The 14,231-nt window shown below is 58.3% G+C and carries 13 protein-coding genes; 8 read left to right on the top strand and 5 right to left on the bottom strand.

Going from position 1 to position 14,231, the window contains the following annotated elements; genetic code table 11:
* Positions 1 to 48: 48 nt before the first annotated feature.
* Genes fhuC through fhuB form a run of 3 tightly spaced genes read left to right on the top strand, consistent with a single transcriptional unit; the run spans position 49 to position 3,715 of the window.
* Positions 49 to 846, top strand: coding sequence for a Fe3+-hydroxamate ABC transporter ATP-binding protein FhuC (fhuC, locus tag PI91_RS06480; RefSeq protein WP_008501928.1), 798 nt, complete (start codon positions 49 to 51; stop codon positions 844 to 846).
* Positions 846 to 1,736: a Fe(3+)-hydroxamate ABC transporter substrate-binding protein FhuD gene (fhuD, locus tag PI91_RS06485; RefSeq protein WP_023293241.1), complete on the top strand. Its 891-nt coding sequence runs from the start codon at positions 846 to 848 to the stop codon at positions 1,734 to 1,736. Before fhuC ends, fhuD begins: the two co-directional genes overlap by 1 nt.
* On the top strand, positions 1,733 to 3,715 hold the full coding sequence (fhuB, locus tag PI91_RS06490) for a Fe(3+)-hydroxamate ABC transporter permease FhuB (RefSeq protein ID WP_039265701.1): 1,983 nt from the start codon (positions 1,733 to 1,735) through the stop codon (positions 3,713 to 3,715). Before fhuD ends, fhuB begins: the two co-directional genes overlap by 4 nt.
* A gap of 84 nt (positions 3,716 to 3,799) precedes the next feature.
* On the opposite strand, the gene hemL is transcribed toward fhuB, so the two are convergent.
* On the bottom strand, positions 3,800 to 5,080 hold the full coding sequence (gene hemL / locus PI91_RS06495; protein WP_008501925.1) for a glutamate-1-semialdehyde 2,1-aminomutase: 1,281 nt from the start codon (positions 5,078 to 5,080) through the stop codon (positions 3,800 to 3,802).
* A gap of 176 nt (positions 5,081 to 5,256) precedes the next feature.
* Between hemL and clcA the strand changes: the two genes are divergently transcribed.
* Positions 5,257 to 6,657: a H(+)/Cl(-) exchange transporter ClcA gene (gene clcA / locus PI91_RS06500; RefSeq protein WP_021240492.1), complete on the top strand. Its 1,401-nt coding sequence runs from the start codon at positions 5,257 to 5,259 to the stop codon at positions 6,655 to 6,657.
* Between the two features lie 79 nt (positions 6,658 to 6,736).
* Positions 6,737 to 7,081, top strand: a complete 345-nt coding sequence (gene erpA / locus PI91_RS06505; protein ID WP_008501923.1) for an iron-sulfur cluster insertion protein ErpA — start codon at positions 6,737 to 6,739, stop codon at positions 7,079 to 7,081.
* A gap of 58 nt (positions 7,082 to 7,139) precedes the next feature.
* Here the strand turns inward: erpA and PI91_RS06510 are convergent, their stop codons facing one another.
* From PI91_RS06510 to mtnN, 3 genes are read right to left on the bottom strand one after another with little or no spacing between them, the layout of a single operon-like run.
* Complete coding sequence (locus tag PI91_RS06510; protein WP_008501922.1) at positions 7,140 to 7,763, bottom strand: TRIC cation channel family protein; 624 nt, start codon at positions 7,761 to 7,763, stop codon at positions 7,140 to 7,142.
* A gap of 27 nt (positions 7,764 to 7,790) precedes the next feature.
* Positions 7,791 to 8,591, bottom strand: a complete 801-nt coding sequence (btuF, locus tag PI91_RS06515) for a vitamin B12 ABC transporter substrate-binding protein BtuF (RefSeq protein ID WP_039265702.1) — start codon at positions 8,589 to 8,591, stop codon at positions 7,791 to 7,793.
* On the bottom strand, positions 8,584 to 9,282 hold the full coding sequence (mtnN, locus tag PI91_RS06520) for a 5'-methylthioadenosine/S-adenosylhomocysteine nucleosidase (protein ID WP_008501920.1): 699 nt from the start codon (positions 9,280 to 9,282) through the stop codon (positions 8,584 to 8,586). Before mtnN ends, btuF begins: the two co-directional genes overlap by 8 nt.
* 82 nt (positions 9,283 to 9,364) lie before the next feature.
* Between mtnN and dgt the strand changes: the two genes are divergently transcribed.
* The 3 genes from dgt to cdaR all read left to right on the top strand — a co-directional run bounded on the left by dgt (position 9,365) and on the right by cdaR (position 13,751).
* Complete coding sequence (dgt, locus tag PI91_RS06525; protein ID WP_039265704.1) at positions 9,365 to 10,879, top strand: dGTPase; 1,515 nt, start codon at positions 9,365 to 9,367, stop codon at positions 10,877 to 10,879.
* A 130-nt stretch (positions 10,880 to 11,009) separates the two neighbouring features.
* A complete protein-coding gene (degP, locus tag PI91_RS06530) occupies positions 11,010 to 12,446 on the top strand; it encodes a serine endoprotease DegP (RefSeq protein ID WP_039265706.1) in 1,437 nt (478 codons plus the stop codon).
* A 147-nt stretch (positions 12,447 to 12,593) separates the two neighbouring features.
* Complete coding sequence (cdaR, locus tag PI91_RS06535) at positions 12,594 to 13,751, top strand: DNA-binding transcriptional regulator CdaR (RefSeq protein WP_008501917.1); 1,158 nt, start codon at positions 12,594 to 12,596, stop codon at positions 13,749 to 13,751.
* Positions 13,752 to 13,840: 89 nt separating this feature from the next.
* Here cdaR and PI91_RS06540 read toward each other — a convergent pair whose 3' ends face one another.
* Complete coding sequence (locus PI91_RS06540) at positions 13,841 to 14,230, bottom strand: DUF3461 family protein (RefSeq protein ID WP_008501916.1); 390 nt, start codon at positions 14,228 to 14,230, stop codon at positions 13,841 to 13,843.
* Position 14,231 lies beyond the last annotated feature (1 nt).

Consider the following 14,231-nt stretch of genomic DNA (forward strand, 5'->3'; position numbering starts at 1 on the left):
TCTCTTCGGGCACGGTTCGCCGTGCCCTTTTTATTTAAGTTGGCTGATATGCAGGATAATCAAACGCAACCCGACACCACCTTTACGCTCAACCATCTCTCCTTTCGCGTACCCGGGCGCACCTTGCTGCATCCGCTCTCTTTGACGTTTCCCGCAGGTAAAGTCACGGGCCTGATTGGTCACAACGGTTCCGGTAAGTCCACGCTGCTCAAGATGCTGGGACGACATCAGCCGCCGTCAGAAGGCGACATCCTGCTGGATGACCAACCGCTGGAGAGCTGGAGCAGTAAAGCCTTTGCCCGCAAAGTGGCGTATCTGCCGCAGCAGCTGCCGCAGGCGGAGGGGATGACGGTGCGAGAGCTGGTGGCGATTGGGCGTTATCCGTGGCATGGCGCGCTTGGGCGCTTTGGCGTGGCCGACAGAGAGAAAGTGGAAGAGGCGATTGCGCTGGTCGGGCTTAAGCCGCTGGCGCACCGTCTGGTGGATAGCCTGTCCGGCGGTGAACGCCAGCGCGCGTGGATTGCAATGCTGGTGGCCCAGGACAGCCGCTGCCTGCTCCTCGACGAACCCACCTCCGCACTTGATATCGCCCATCAGGTCGATGTTCTGGCGCTGGTGCACCGCTTGAGCCAGCAGCGCGGTCTGACGGTGATTGCGGTGCTGCATGATATCAACATGGCGGCACGCTACTGCGATTACCTTGTTGCGCTGCGCGGTGGCGAAATGATTGCGCAGGGAACGCCGTCCGAGCTGATGCGCAGCGAAACGCTGGAACAGATTTATGGTATTCCGATGGGTATTCTGCCTCACCCGGCCGGGGCTGCACCGGTGAGCTTCGTGTACTGATGCTGGACAACATGCGCATTAGCCGCCGTCGCCTGCTGACGGCGATGGCCCTCTCACCGCTGCTGTTAAAAATGAATACGGCGCGTGCCGCCGCCGTCGATCCGCACCGCATAGTGGCGCTGGAGTGGTTGCCGGTCGAGCTGATGATGGCGCTCGGCGTTACGCCCTACGGCGTCGCGGACATTCCCAACTATAACCTCTGGGTGAACGAGCCGAAGCTGCCGGACTCGGTGATCGACGTCGGCCTGCGTACGGAGCCAAACCTCGAGCTGCTCACCCAGATGAAACCTTCGTTCCTGTTCTGGTCCGCGGGCTACGGTCCGTCAGAAGAGGTGATGGCGCGCATTGCGCCCGGGCGCGGATTCGCTTTCAGCGACGGTAAAAAACCGCTGGCCGTAGCGAAAAATTCGATTGGCGAGATGGCGCATTTCCTTAACCGGGAAGCGGAGGCCAAACGGCATCTCGACGAATTTGATGCCCTGATCGACTCCCTGAAGCCGCGTTTTGCTCACCGGGGCGATCGTCCGCTGCTGATGGTGACGCTGCTGGATGCCCGCCATATGCTGGTCTTTGGTAAAAACTGCCTGTTCCAGGAGGTGCTGGACAGCTTCGGCATTCGCAACGCCTGGGAAGGGGAGATGACGTTCTGGGGCAGTACCGCTGTGGGTATCGATCGCCTCGCGGCGTTTCGCGATGTGGATGTGCTGTGCTTCGATCACGGCAACGAGCGCGACATGCAAACCCTGATGGCGACCCCGCTCTGGCAGGCGATGCCGTTTGTGCGCGAGCGGCGCTTCCAGCGCGCTCCGGCGGTCTGGTTCTACGGCGCGACGCTGTCGGCGATGCATTTTGCCCGCGTGCTGGATAACGCCCTGGGAGGTAAAGCATGAGTACGCGTATTGCCCGTTTCCCGGCGCTTCTGCTGATGCTGATTTTTCTTGCCGCGCTGGCGTTAACCGGGTTCAACCTCTCTGCCGCGTTACCGCGCGCGCAATGGGGAGCCGCGCTGGCCTCGCCGGATATCGACAATATTCAGCAGATGCTGTTCCACTACAGCCTGCTGCCGCGTCTGGCAATTTCCCTTTTAGTCGGTGCCGGTTTAGGGCTGGTGGGCGTGCTGTTCCAGCAGGTGTTACGTAACCCGCTGGCGGAGCCAACCACGCTCGGCGTCGCGACCGGCGCACAGCTTGGGATCACTATCACCACGTTGTGGGCGCTGCCGGGAGCGTTAACCTCGCAGTTTGCGGCACTCGCGGGGGCGTGCGTGGTGAGCGCGCTGGTCTTTGGCGTGGCCTGGGGCAAACGCCTTTCCCCTGTGACGCTCATTCTGGCCGGGCTGGTGGTGAGCCTCTACTGTGGCGCGATTAACCAGCTGCTGGTGCTGTTTCACCACGATCGGCTGCAAAGCATGTTCCTGTGGAGTACCGGTACGCTCACCCAAACCGACTGGAGCGTTGTGCTGCGCCTGTGGCCGCAGCTGGCTGGCGGTGTTGTGCTGACGCTGCTGCTCCTGCGTCCCCTGACGCTGATGGGACTGGATGATGGCGTGGCGCGTAACCTGGGGCTGGCGCTGTCGCTGGCTCGCCTGGCGGCGCTGACGCTGGCGATTGTATTAAGCGCCCTGCTGGTGAACGCGGTCGGCATCATCGGGTTTATCGGCCTGTTTGCGCCGCTGCTGGCGAAAATGCTTGGGGCGCGCCGTTTGCTGGCGCGTCTGCTGCTGGCCTCGCTGATTGGGGCGCTGATCCTCTGGCTTTCCGATCAGCTTATTCTCTGGCTGGCGCGGGTGTGGCGGGAAGTCTCTACCGGCTCGGTCACGGCGCTTATCGGTGCGCCGCTGCTGCTTTGGCTGCTGCCGCGTCTGCGCAGCATGAGCGCACCGGCGATGGATGCGGGCGATAAAGTCCATGCTGAACGTCAGTCGGTACTGTGGTTTAGCCTTGCCGGGCTGGCGGTGCTGGTTATCGTCTCGTTCGCGGCGCTCTCATTCGGTCGCGATGCCGCGGGCTGGCACTGGGCAACGGGCGATTTACTCAACGACCTGCTGCAGTGGCGCTGGCCGCGTATCTTTGCTGCGCTGATTGCAGGGGTAATGCTGGCGGTGGCGGGGTGCATTATTCAGCGTCTGACCGGCAACCCGATGGCGAGCCCGGAAGTGCTTGGGATCAGCTCTGGCGCCGCCTTTGGCGTGGTGCTGATGCTGTTCTTTGTGCCGGGCAATGCGTTTGGCTGGCTGATGCCTGCCGGCAGTCTCGGTGCGGCCGTTACGCTGCTGATTATCCTGATTGCCGCCGGTCGCGGCGGGTTTTCACCGCACCGTATGCTGCTGGCGGGGATGGCGCTCAGCACCGCGTTCACCATGCTGCTGATGATGCTGCAGGCAAGCGGCGACCCGCGTATGGCGAAGATCCTGACCTGGATATCCGGCTCAACGTACGGCGCGACCGGCAGCCAGGCGATCGGGTCCGGGATCGTGATGGTCGTGCTGCTGGCGATGGTGCCGCTGTGCCGACGCTGGCTCACTATTCTGCCGCTCGGCGGGGAAACCGCACGTGCGGTGGGCATGGCGCTGACGCCAGCGCGTGTAGCGCTGCTGCTGCTCGCCGCGTGCCTGACGGCGACGGCCACCATGACGATTGGCCCGCTGAGTTTTGTGGGGTTAATGGCGCCGCATATCGCCAGAATGATGGGGTTCCGCCGGACGATGCCGCATATTGTCATGTCGGCCCTCACGGGCGGGGTGATGCTGGTGTTTGCAGACTGGTGCGGAAGAATGGTGCTGTTCCCGTATCAGATCCCGGCGGGGCTGCTGTCGACCTTTATTGGTGCGCCGTATTTTATCTATCTGTTGAGAAAGCAGAGTCGGTAGTCAGGTGCGGCTTGATGCCCTCTCCCACGGGGAGAGGGAGAACACCGTAGGCCGGGTAAGCGTTAGCGCTACCCGGCAATGCCCTTAGAGCTTGGCAAACACCTTACGCGCCGCGTCAATGGTGTTATTGATATCTTCTTCGCTGTGCGCCACGGACATAAAGCCCGCCTCGAATGCGGACGGTGCCAGGTAGACGCCTTCTTCCAGCATCAGGTGGAAGAAGCGCTTGAAGCGTTCAACGTCGCACTTCACCACGTCCTGATAGCGGGTCACGGTTTTCGCCTCGGTGAAGAAAATCCCGAACATCCCGCCTACGTGGTTAACCACCAGCGGAATGCCGGCCTCTTCTGCCGCTTCCAGCAGGCCGTTTGCTAGCTGCGTGGTCCGGTCGGTCAGGGTTTCGTGAATACCTGGCTGAGCCACTTCGGTCAGGCAGGCAAAGCCCGCCGCCATGGCGATAGGGTTACCGGAGAGCGTGCCCGCCTGGTAAACCGGGCCGGTTGGAGCCAGCGCTTCCATGACGTCCTTACGACCACCGAACGCGCCGACCGGCATGCCGCCGCCGATGATTTTACCCAGGCAGGTGAGGTCCGGCTCCACGCCGTAATAAGACTGGGCGCCCGCCAGCGCCACGCGGAAGCCGGTCATCACTTCGTCGATGATCAGCAGCGCGCCGAACTCATCGCACAGGGCGCGCAGGCCCGGCAGGAAGTCAGGCTGCGGTGGGATACAGTTCATGTTGCCCGCAACCGGCTCAACGATGATGCAGGCGATCTCCTGCGGATACTGCTCGAACGCCGCGCGAACGGTGTTCAGATCGTTGTAGGTGCAGGTCAGGGTATGCTTCGCGAAATCCGCAGGCACGCCAGGCGAGTTTGGCTGGCCGAGCGTCAGCGCGCCGGAACCCGCTTTCACCAGCAGGCAGTCCGCGTGGCCGTGGTAGCAGCCTTCGAACTTGATGATTTTATCGCGGCCGGTAAAACCGCGCGCCAGGCGGATGGCGCTCATGGTGGCTTCGGTACCGGAGTTCACCATGCGCACCATGTCCATGGTCGGAACCAGCTCGGTGACCAGTTCCGCCATCTTGACTTCCATTTCGGTAGGCGCACCGAAGCTCAGGCCGCGCTGGGCGGCTTCAATCACGGCGTTACGAATGGCCGGGTGGTTGTGCCCCAGCACCATCGGGCCCCAGGAGCCGACATAATCGATATAGGCTTTGCCATCGACATCATACAGATACGCGCCGTCAGCACGTTCGATAAACAGCGGCGTGCCGCCCACGCCGGTAAAGGCGCGCACAGGTGAGTTCACGCCACCCGGAATAAGCTCGCGGGCTGCACTGTAGAGGTTTTCAGACTTGCTCATGGCGTCGTTCCTGGTTCGTATAAAATGATTAAGCCCACTATTCTAAGTGATTCGGGGAAGGTTATGAAATTTTTAGCCTGGTAATGCTTTAAGATTTGTTAAGTAATTTTCAGGAGACGGTGGGGCAGTCTCTGGTAAAATCCACGCGGCTTTTGTATGACGAATAAGTACAGGACATGAAATCAGATTCTCCGTCTTTTGAAGAACAACAGTTTACGCGCGCCCAGCATCGAATCAGTATTCGACGGCTGCTCAATCGCGATAAAACGCCGCTGGCGATCCTGCTGGCCGCTGCCGTGGTGGGAACGCTCGCCGGTCTGGTGGGCGTGGCGTTTGAAAAAGCGGTTAATGCCGTGCTCAACTGGCGAGTGGGAACCGTGGCCGGTTTCGCCGACAGCCGATGGCTGGTCTGGGTTGCGGCGTTCGGGCTGTCGGCGCTGTTTGCCATGGTGGGGTATTTTCTGGTGCGTAAATTTGCGCCGGAGGCGGGCGGGTCCGGCATCCCGGAAATTGAAGGGGCGCTGGAGGAGCTGCGTCCTGTGCGCTGGTGGCGAGTCATTCCGGTGAAATTTATCGGCGGCATGGGTACGCTGGGCGCGGGGATGGTTCTTGGCCGGGAAGGACCCACGGTTCAGCTGGGCGGGAACGTCGGCCGCATGGTGGGCGATCTCTTTCGGATGCGCAGCGCCGAAGCGCGCCATACGCTGCTGGCAACCGGTGCGGCGGCGGGGCTATCGGCGGCCTTTAACGCGCCGCTGGCGGGCATTTTGTTTATCATCGAAGAGATGCGCGCGCAGTTTCGCTACAACCTGATCTCCATTAAAGCGGTGTTTACCGGCGTCATTATGTCGAGCATTGTGTTTCGCCTCTTTAATGGCGAAGGGGCGGTCATTGAGGTGGGTAAACTGACCAACGCGCCGGTTAACACCCTGTGGCTTTACCTGATCCTCGGCATGATTTTTGGCGTGGTGGGACCGCTGTTTAACACCTTTATCCTGCGCGCTCAGGATATGTTCCAGCGTATTCACGGTGGGAATACGACTAAATGGGTGCTGATGGGCGGCCTGCTTGGCGGAATCTGTGGTGTGCTCGGGTTTATCGAGCCAAATGCCGCGGGCGGCGGCTTCGGGCTGATCCCCATTGCGGCGGCGGGGAACTTCAGCGTGGGTCTGCTGCTGTTTATGTTTATCTCCCGCGTCATCACCACGGTATTGTGTTTTTCCTCCGGCGCGCCCGGCGGGATATTCGCCCCGATGCTGGCGCTGGGAACCTTGTTGGGCACCGCGTTTGGTATGGCGGCTGAAGCGGGCTTTCCCGCCTATCACCTTGATGCAGGGACCTTTGCGGTAGCCGGAATGGGGGCGCTGCTGGCCGCCTCCCTGCGCGCGCCGTTGACCGGTATCGTGCTGGTGCTGGAGATGACGGACAATTACCAGCTCATTTTGCCAATGATCATTACCTGTCTCGGGGCGACACTATTAGCCCAGTTCCTGGGTGGAAAACCGCTATACTCCACCATCCTCGCGCGTACCCTGGCAAAACAAGAGGCGGAGCGGGCCGCCGCGCAGAATACTTGAATGAATTACCAGGGTATTAGATAATGACGAAAAGAATTGGGTGAATTTTACCCAATAGCAGTATTCATGGGAGCATAAGATGAGTGATGACGTAGCTGTGCCGCTGGAATTTACCGAAGCAGCAGCCAACAAAGTGAAAACCCTGATTGCCGACGAAGACAATCCGGATCTGAAACTGCGTGTCTATATTACCGGTGGCGGCTGCAGCGGCTTCCAGTACGGTTTTACTTTTGACGATCAGGTTAACGATGGCGATATGACCATTGAGAAACAGGGCGTCGCGCTGGTGGTTGACCCGATGAGCCTGCAGTATCTGGTAGGTGGTTCTGTCGACTACACCGAAGGTCTGGAAGGTTCACGCTTTGTGGTCACCAACCCGAACGCAACAAGCACCTGCGGGTGTGGGTCTTCGTTCAGCATTTAAGCCTGAATGCGGATTGTAGGCCCGGTAAGCGAAGCGCCACCGGGCTTATAAACGACGCCTATCTTGAAGTTTCATCCAGCGCAAACGTCGGCAGCTTCAGGTGCCAGCGTATCGCCGCTAAACGTATCGCCAGCGTCACGATCATCCCCAGCATCGCGGCGTTTTCCAGCGGAATGGCAAAGGTGTAATACGCGGTCGCGTGGACAATGCCGCCCGCAATACAGGCCGTTGCGTAAATTTCAGTACGCAGGATCATCGGCACCTCACGTGCCAGAATGTCGCGAATGATCCCGCCGCCCACGCCGGTTAATACGCCCATGCAGATCGCCACCATCGGACCGGTGCCCGCATTAAACGCCTTATTGACGCCAATACCGACAAACACGGCCAGACCGACGGCATCCAGTACCGGCAATATCCATTTTGGTAATCGTCGGGGCTGGCGAACCAGCACAATGGTTAACAGGCAGGTGACCATCGCGACCACCAGGTCGGTTGGATCTTTCACCCAAAACACCGGGCCATTGGCCAGCGCCATATCGCGGATTGTCCCGCCGCCCACGGCGGTCACCACGCCCAGCACCAGCACGCCAAACGGATCCATGCGTAGTTTTCCGGCGAGCAGGACGCCGGAGATAGCAAAAACGGCTGTGCCAAGAATATCCAGCCAATAAACGAGCATCGTTAAATCCTCGAAAAGGGTCTTATGTTAGTGACTCTCTGCCAGCGCGGCACAGAGCTGTTTTGCGGCGAGGATAATACGCGGGCTGGCGCGTTCAAACCAGTCGCTGTTGAGGGGTATTACCGGTATTTTTAGCTGCTTTTGCCAGAATTGCTCGATTTTGGGAATTTCGCTCGCATTTCCGACCACCACGATGGCCTGTGGCTGGCGCGCCAGAACCTGCTCACGGCTTACCTGAGGCCACGGTACCCGGCTGGCTGCAAAGATGTTTTCACCGCCACAGACTTCCAGTACCTGATTCTGAATCGACCCTTTTCCGGTGGTGAACAGCGGCTGGCTGCCAAACTGCAGGAAGATGCGCTTTTTAACAGGGGTATCGTATCGGGATTTCAGCGCGGCATAGTCGCTGAGCATCTGTTTCGCTGCAGCCTCGGCTTTTTTGGGCGTAGGGCTATAGGGTGCCAGGGCCTGTAGCGCCTGAGCGACCTGCTCAATGCTGACGGCATCAATCCACATGACCTTGATGCCAAGGGAGGTAAGCTGGTTGACCTGCCGCTCGGCGTTTCCGCCGCGCCAGGCCAGCACGAGATCCGGTTTCAGCGCCACGATGCGCTCAAGGTTCATCCCTTGCCAGGTTGCCACCTGTTCAATGCCTGTCGCCTGAGGGGGATAATCCGAAAAGCTGCTCACGCCAACGGGCGTGATCCCGGCGGCAAACGCCAGTTCGGTATTGGCGGGAGAGAGGGTAATCACACGCGGCGCGGCAAAAAGCCACGCCGGTGCGAGCAGAAGCAGGGCGGCCAGCGCCCTGAGGGGATGTTTAGCCACGTGCCAGGTTCTGCACCAGGCGTTCCACCATCACGGTGGACTGTTTTGCCGCAACGGTCAGGAACTCGTCGAAGCTGATGTGGGACTGCTGATCTGCCACGTCAGAGATGGCGCGAACCACTACAAACGGTACGTTGAAATTATGGCAAACGTGCGCGATCGCGGTCGCTTCCATCTCAACGGCCACCGCCTGAGGGAAGTTATGACGGATTTTCGCCAGGCCAACGGAGCCGTTGATGAACGCATCACCGCTGACAATCAGACCGCGTACCGCGTTGAGGTTGAGCTCCGCAATGCAGGTCTCTGCCGCCGCAATCAGTTTGTCGTCCGCTTTAAACCCTGCCGGGCAGCCCGGAAGCTGGCCGTACTCGTAGCCGAACGCGGTGACGTCCGCATCGTGATAGCGCGCTTCGTCGGAAACAACGATGTCACCCACTTTCAGCGTCGGCGCCAGGCCGCCCGCAGAGCCGGTATTCACGATCACGTCCGGCTTGCAGCGCTCAAGCAGCAGGGTGGCACCCAGCGCCGCAGCGACTTTACCGATGCCTGATTTCAGCAGAGCCACGTCAACACCGTTTAGCTGACCGGTATAGATCTCACAACCCCCCAGAGAGAGGGTCTGACGGTTCTCAATTTTGTCACGCAGAAGCGTAACTTCTTCTTCCATTGCACCAATAATGCCGATTTTCATAGATTTACTCGCGATGTGCCTTGTTAAGATGCATAGTCTATCATGCGGTTAAGGGGAAACGCATTCTCACGCGGGGGAGCACATGTCACCAATCGATTTTCGCACCAAAATTAACTGGCACCGACGTTTCCGTTCGCCGCAGGGCGACAAGAGCGAACATGAGATCCTGCGTATCTTCGAAAGCGATCGCGGGCGGATCATTAACTCGCCCGCCATCCGCCGTCTGCAGCAAAAGACCCAGGTCTTTCCGCTGGAGCGTAACGCCGCGGTGCGCACGCGCTTAACCCACTCCATGGAGGTGCAGCAGGTCGGGCGCTACATCGCCAAAGAGATTTTAAGCCGTCTCAAAGAGCAGCGCTTACTGGAAACCTATGGTCTGGACGAGCTGACGGGGCCTTTTGAGAGCATCGTTGAGATGGCCTGCCTGATGCATGACATCGGCAACCCGCCTTTCGGTCACTTTGGAGAGGCGGCTATCAATGACTGGTTTAAGCAACGGCTTTTCCCTTCGGATGCGGTAAGCCAGCCGCTGAGCGACGACCGCTGCATCGTACGCGATTTACGCCTGCGTGAAGGTGAAGAGGGGCTGAACGATCTGCGCCGCAAGGTGCGCCAGGACCTCTGTCACTTTGAGGGTAACGCGCAGGGGATCCGGCTGGTGCATTCCCTGATGCGTATGAACCTGACCTGGGCGCAGGTCGGCTGCATTCTTAAATATACGCGCCCCGCGTGGTGGATGGGGGAGACGCCCGCGTCCCACAGTTATTTAATGAAAAAACCGGGCTATTACCTTTCCGAAGAGGCTTATATTGAACGGTTACGTAAAGAACTTTCATTGACGCCAAACGGCCGTTTTCCATTGACCTGGATTATGGAAGCCGCCGATGATATTTCCTATTGCGTGGCCGATCTGGAAGACGCCGTTGAGAAAAGAATTTTCAGCGTCGAGGAGCTTTATCAGCATCTTTATACGGCCTGGGGCACCCATGAAAAAGGCTCGCTGTTTGCGCTGGTTGTCGAAAATGCCTGGGAAAAATCGCGCTCAAATACATTAAGCCGCAGTACGGAAGACCAGTTCTTTATGTATTTGCGGGTCAATACATTAAATAAGCTGGTGCCGTACGCGGCGTCACGCTTTATTGATAATTTGCCGCTGATTTTCAGCGGGGAATTCAACCACGCCCTGCTGGAAGATGACAGCAGTTTCAGCCAGCTCCTCGAGCTTTATAAACATGTGGCGATGCGGCATGTATTCAGCCATCCGGATGTCGAACAGTTAGAGCTGCAGGGATATAGGGTGATCAGTGGGTTACTGGAAATTTATGCTCCGCTGCTCCAGCTGTCGGTCGACGATTTCAGCGAGCTGGTAGAACACGAGCGCGTGCGCCGTATTCCCATTGAATCACGACTTTATCAAAAACTTTCTACCCGACACCGTCTGGCGTATGTCGAAGCGATTGGCAAGCTGGATCGCCAGTCACCGCAGTGGCCGGTGATGGAATATTATTACCGCTGCCGTCTTATCCAGGACTATATCAGCGGCATGACGGATTTGTATGCCTGGGATGAATATCGCAAGCTGATGGCGGTGGAATAACCCGGAGTTTTGTAAAGACGGCCAATAAATTTTTACCTTTTCCATAAACTTATCGCCGGAACTAAGCGGTATAAAACGAATCTGAGTTACACAGCAATTTTGCGTTACCTGTAAATCGAGATTGAGAAACATGAAAAAAACCACATTAGCAATGAGTGCACTGGCTCTGAGTTTAGGTTTAGCGCTGTCTCCTCTGACTGCTACTGCAGCCGAGACCGCGTCGTCGGCAGCAACCGCGCAGCAGATGCCAAGCCTGGCACCGATGCTCGAAAAAGTGATGCCATCGGTGGTGAGTATTAACGTTGAGGGTAGCACGACCGTCAATACGCCGCGCATGCCGCGTAACTTCCAGCAGTTCTTCGGCGACAACTCGCCGTTCTGCCAGGACGGTTCGCCATTCCAGAGCTCTCCGTTCTGTCAGGGCGGTGGCGCAGGGGATGACAACCAGGGCGGCGGCCAGCAGCAGAAATTCATGGCGCTTGGCTCGGGGGTAATCATTGATGCAGCGAAAGGCTATGTCGTCACTAACAACCACGTTGTCGATAACGCGAGCAGCATTAAGGTTCAGCTGAGCGATGGCCGTAAGTTTGACGCCAAAGTGGTCGGCAAAGATCCACGCTCCGACATCGCGCTGATCCAGATTCAGGATCCGAAAAACCTGACGGCGATTAAAATTGCCGACTCCGACGCGCTGCGCGTGGGTGACTATACCGTGGCGATCGGTAACCCGTTCGGTCTGGGTGAAACCGTGACCTCGGGTATCGTCTCTGCACTGGGCCGCAGCGGCCTCAATGCCGAAAACTATGAAAACTTCATCCAGACGGATGCGGCGATCAACCGCGGTAACTCCGGCGGCGCGCTGGTGAACCTGAACGGCGAGCTGATCGGTATCAACACCGCGATCCTGGCACCGGACGGCGGCAACATCGGGATCGGCTTTGCTATCCCAAGTAACATGGTGAAAAACCTGACCGCGCAGATGGTGCAGTATGGCCAGGTGAAACGCGGTGAGCTGGGTATCCTGGGTACGGAACTGAACTCCGAACTGGCTAAGGCAATGAAGGTTGACGCCCAGCGCGGGGCATTCGTCAGCCAGGTGATGCCGAACTCCTCTGCCGCTAAAGCGGGCATTAAAGCGGGGGATGTGATCACCTCCCTGAACGGTAAACCGATCAGCAGCTTTGCCGCCCTGCGTGCGGAAGTCGGCTCTATGCCTATCGGCAGCAAAGTGACCCTTGGTCTGCTGAGCGACGGCAAGGCGGTTAACGTCAGCCTGGAGCTGCAGCAGAGCAGCCAGAATCAGGTGGACTCCAGCACCATCTTCAGCGGGATTGAAGGCGCCGAGATGAGCAACAAAGGCGCAGATAAAGGCGTAGTGGTGAATAACGTGAAGGCGAATTCACCGGCAGCCCGTATCGGCCTGAAAAAAGGCGATGTGATCATGGGCGCTAACCAGCAGCCGGTGAAAAACATCGCTGAACTGCGTAAGATCCTCGACAGCAAACCTTCCGTGCTGGCGCTGAATATCCAGCGTGGTGACACCTCTATTTACCTGCTGATGCAGTAATCCTCTGAAGCCCCTGTTCGCAGGGGCTTTCCTCGTTTCTGTGACCTTTCACACAAGTCCACACTTCTTCCTCTCTCTTTGTGCATCTGCACAATGCAGGCGTCGCTGAACTTCCCTATGCTTGAGCTCTGCTCACGGGAGGGTTCTATGGCTGGCTGGCATCTTGATACCAAAATGGCGCAGGATATTGTGGCGCGCACCATGCGCATCATTGATACCAATATCAACGTAATGGATGCCCGCGGGCGCATTATTGGCAGTGGCGATCGCGAGCGTATTGGGGAATTGCACGAAGGCGCGCTGCTGGTGCTCTCCCAGGGGCGCGTGGTCGATATCGACGATGCGGTAGCGAAACACCTGCACGGCGTCCGTCAGGGCATCAATTTACCGCTGCGCCTTGAAGGCGAGATTGTGGGGGTCATCGGCCTCACCGGCGAGCCTGAGTCACTGCGAAAATACGGTGAGCTGGTCTGCATGACGGCGGAGATGATGCTGGAGCAGTCGCGGCTGATGCACCTGCTGGCTCAGGACAGCCGCCTGCGCGAAGAGCTGGTGATGAACCTTATTCAGGCAGAGGAGCATACGCCTGCGCTCAGTGAATGGGCCCAGCGTCTGGGGATCGATCTGAACCAGCCGCGCGTGGTGGCGGTCATTGAGGTTGACAGCGGCCAGCTGGGCGTAGACAGCGCGATGGCCGAGCTGCAGCAGCTGCAAAATGCACTGGCGACGCCGGAGCGCGATAACCTGGTGGCGATCGTCTCTCTGACGGAGATGGTGGTGCTCAAACCGGCGCTCAATGCGTTTGGCCGCTGGGATGCGGACGATCATCGCCGTCGCGTGGAGCAGTTAATTTCCCGTATGAAAGAGAATGGTCAGCTGCGTTTTCGCGTTGCGCTGGGCAACTACTTTACCGGTCCGGGCAGTATCGCCCGCTCCTGGCGAACCGCGCGCACCACCATGATGGTGGGTAAGCAGCGAATGCCGGAAAGCCGCAGCTATTTCTATCAGGACCTGATGCTGCCGGTGCTGCTCGACAGCCTGCGCGGGGGCTGGCAGGCCAATGAGCTTGCGCGGCCACTGGCGCGCCTGAAAGCCATGGACAATAACGGCCTGCTGCGCCGGACGCTGCAGGCGTGGTTCCGTCATAACGTGCAGCCGCTGGCGACGTCAAAAGCGCTGTTTATCCACCGCAATACCCTGGAGTATCGGTTAAATCGAATTTCAGAGCTGACGGGGTTAGATCTGGGAAATTTCGATGACAGGCTGCTGCTGTATGTGGCGCTGCAGTTGGATGAACAGAGATGATGCTGTTTGCCGGGGGGCGGCTTCGCCTTACCCGGCCTACATGCGTTCGTAGGCCCGGTAAGCGAAGCGCCACCGGGCAATAAAACGGCTTATTTGTTGCGGGTTAACTTCTCAAGATCCGCTTCAATCTCGCTGATCTTATTGGTAACAACGCTTTCAAGGTGACGCAGATCGTCAAGGATCTTGCGCTTGAGATCGACTTCGGTGCGGTCGCGCTGGCAGATCTGATCGAGTTCATCGATCACATAGCGCAGGTTAGGGCTGATTTCCTGTACTTCTTTGTATCCCTGTCCTACACCGTCAGCAACAACGGTCTTACGCTGGCGTGGGTATTTAAACTTCACGCTTTTGGCGAAAAACTCTCCTTTGTCCTTGTGAAAATAGATTTTCAAAATATCGTTATTGGCTTCCTGGCGGAGGCTGTAACGATCAATTTCATCAGGATTGGTAATGCCCAGACTTTTCAGATTATCGTACATA

This window comes from Enterobacter sp. FB (assembly GCF_000805795.1).
Classification (GTDB): Bacteria; Pseudomonadota; Gammaproteobacteria; order Enterobacterales; family Enterobacteriaceae; genus Enterobacter; species Enterobacter roggenkampii.

Bases quoted from the DNA above. Each gene is read 5' to 3' on its own strand.
- fhuC (WP_008501928.1), top strand. From the start codon at position 49: ATGCAGGATAATCAAACGCAACCCGACACCACCTTTACGCTCAACCAT.
- fhuD (WP_023293241.1), top strand. From the start codon at position 846: ATGCTGGACAACATGCGCATTAGCCGCCGTCGCCTGCTGACGGCGATG.
- fhuB (WP_039265701.1), top strand. From the start codon at position 1,733: ATGAGTACGCGTATTGCCCGTTTCCCGGCGCTTCTGCTGATGCTGATT.
- hemL (WP_008501925.1), bottom strand. From the start codon at position 5,080: ATGAGCAAGTCTGAAAACCTCTACAGTGCAGCCCGCGAGCTTATTCCG.
- clcA (WP_021240492.1), top strand. From the start codon at position 5,257: ATGAAATCAGATTCTCCGTCTTTTGAAGAACAACAGTTTACGCGCGCC.
- erpA (WP_008501923.1), top strand. From the start codon at position 6,737: ATGAGTGATGACGTAGCTGTGCCGCTGGAATTTACCGAAGCAGCAGCC.
- PI91_RS06510 (WP_008501922.1), bottom strand. From the start codon at position 7,763: ATGCTCGTTTATTGGCTGGATATTCTTGGCACAGCCGTTTTTGCTATC.
- mtnN (WP_008501920.1), bottom strand. From the start codon at position 9,282: ATGAAAATCGGCATTATTGGTGCAATGGAAGAAGAAGTTACGCTTCTG.
- dgt (WP_039265704.1), top strand. From the start codon at position 9,365: ATGTCACCAATCGATTTTCGCACCAAAATTAACTGGCACCGACGTTTC.
- degP (WP_039265706.1), top strand. From the start codon at position 11,010: ATGAAAAAAACCACATTAGCAATGAGTGCACTGGCTCTGAGTTTAGGT.
- cdaR (WP_008501917.1), top strand. From the start codon at position 12,594: ATGGCTGGCTGGCATCTTGATACCAAAATGGCGCAGGATATTGTGGCG.
- PI91_RS06540 (WP_008501916.1), bottom strand. From the start codon at position 14,230: ATGTACGATAATCTGAAAAGTCTGGGCATTACCAATCCTGATGAAATT.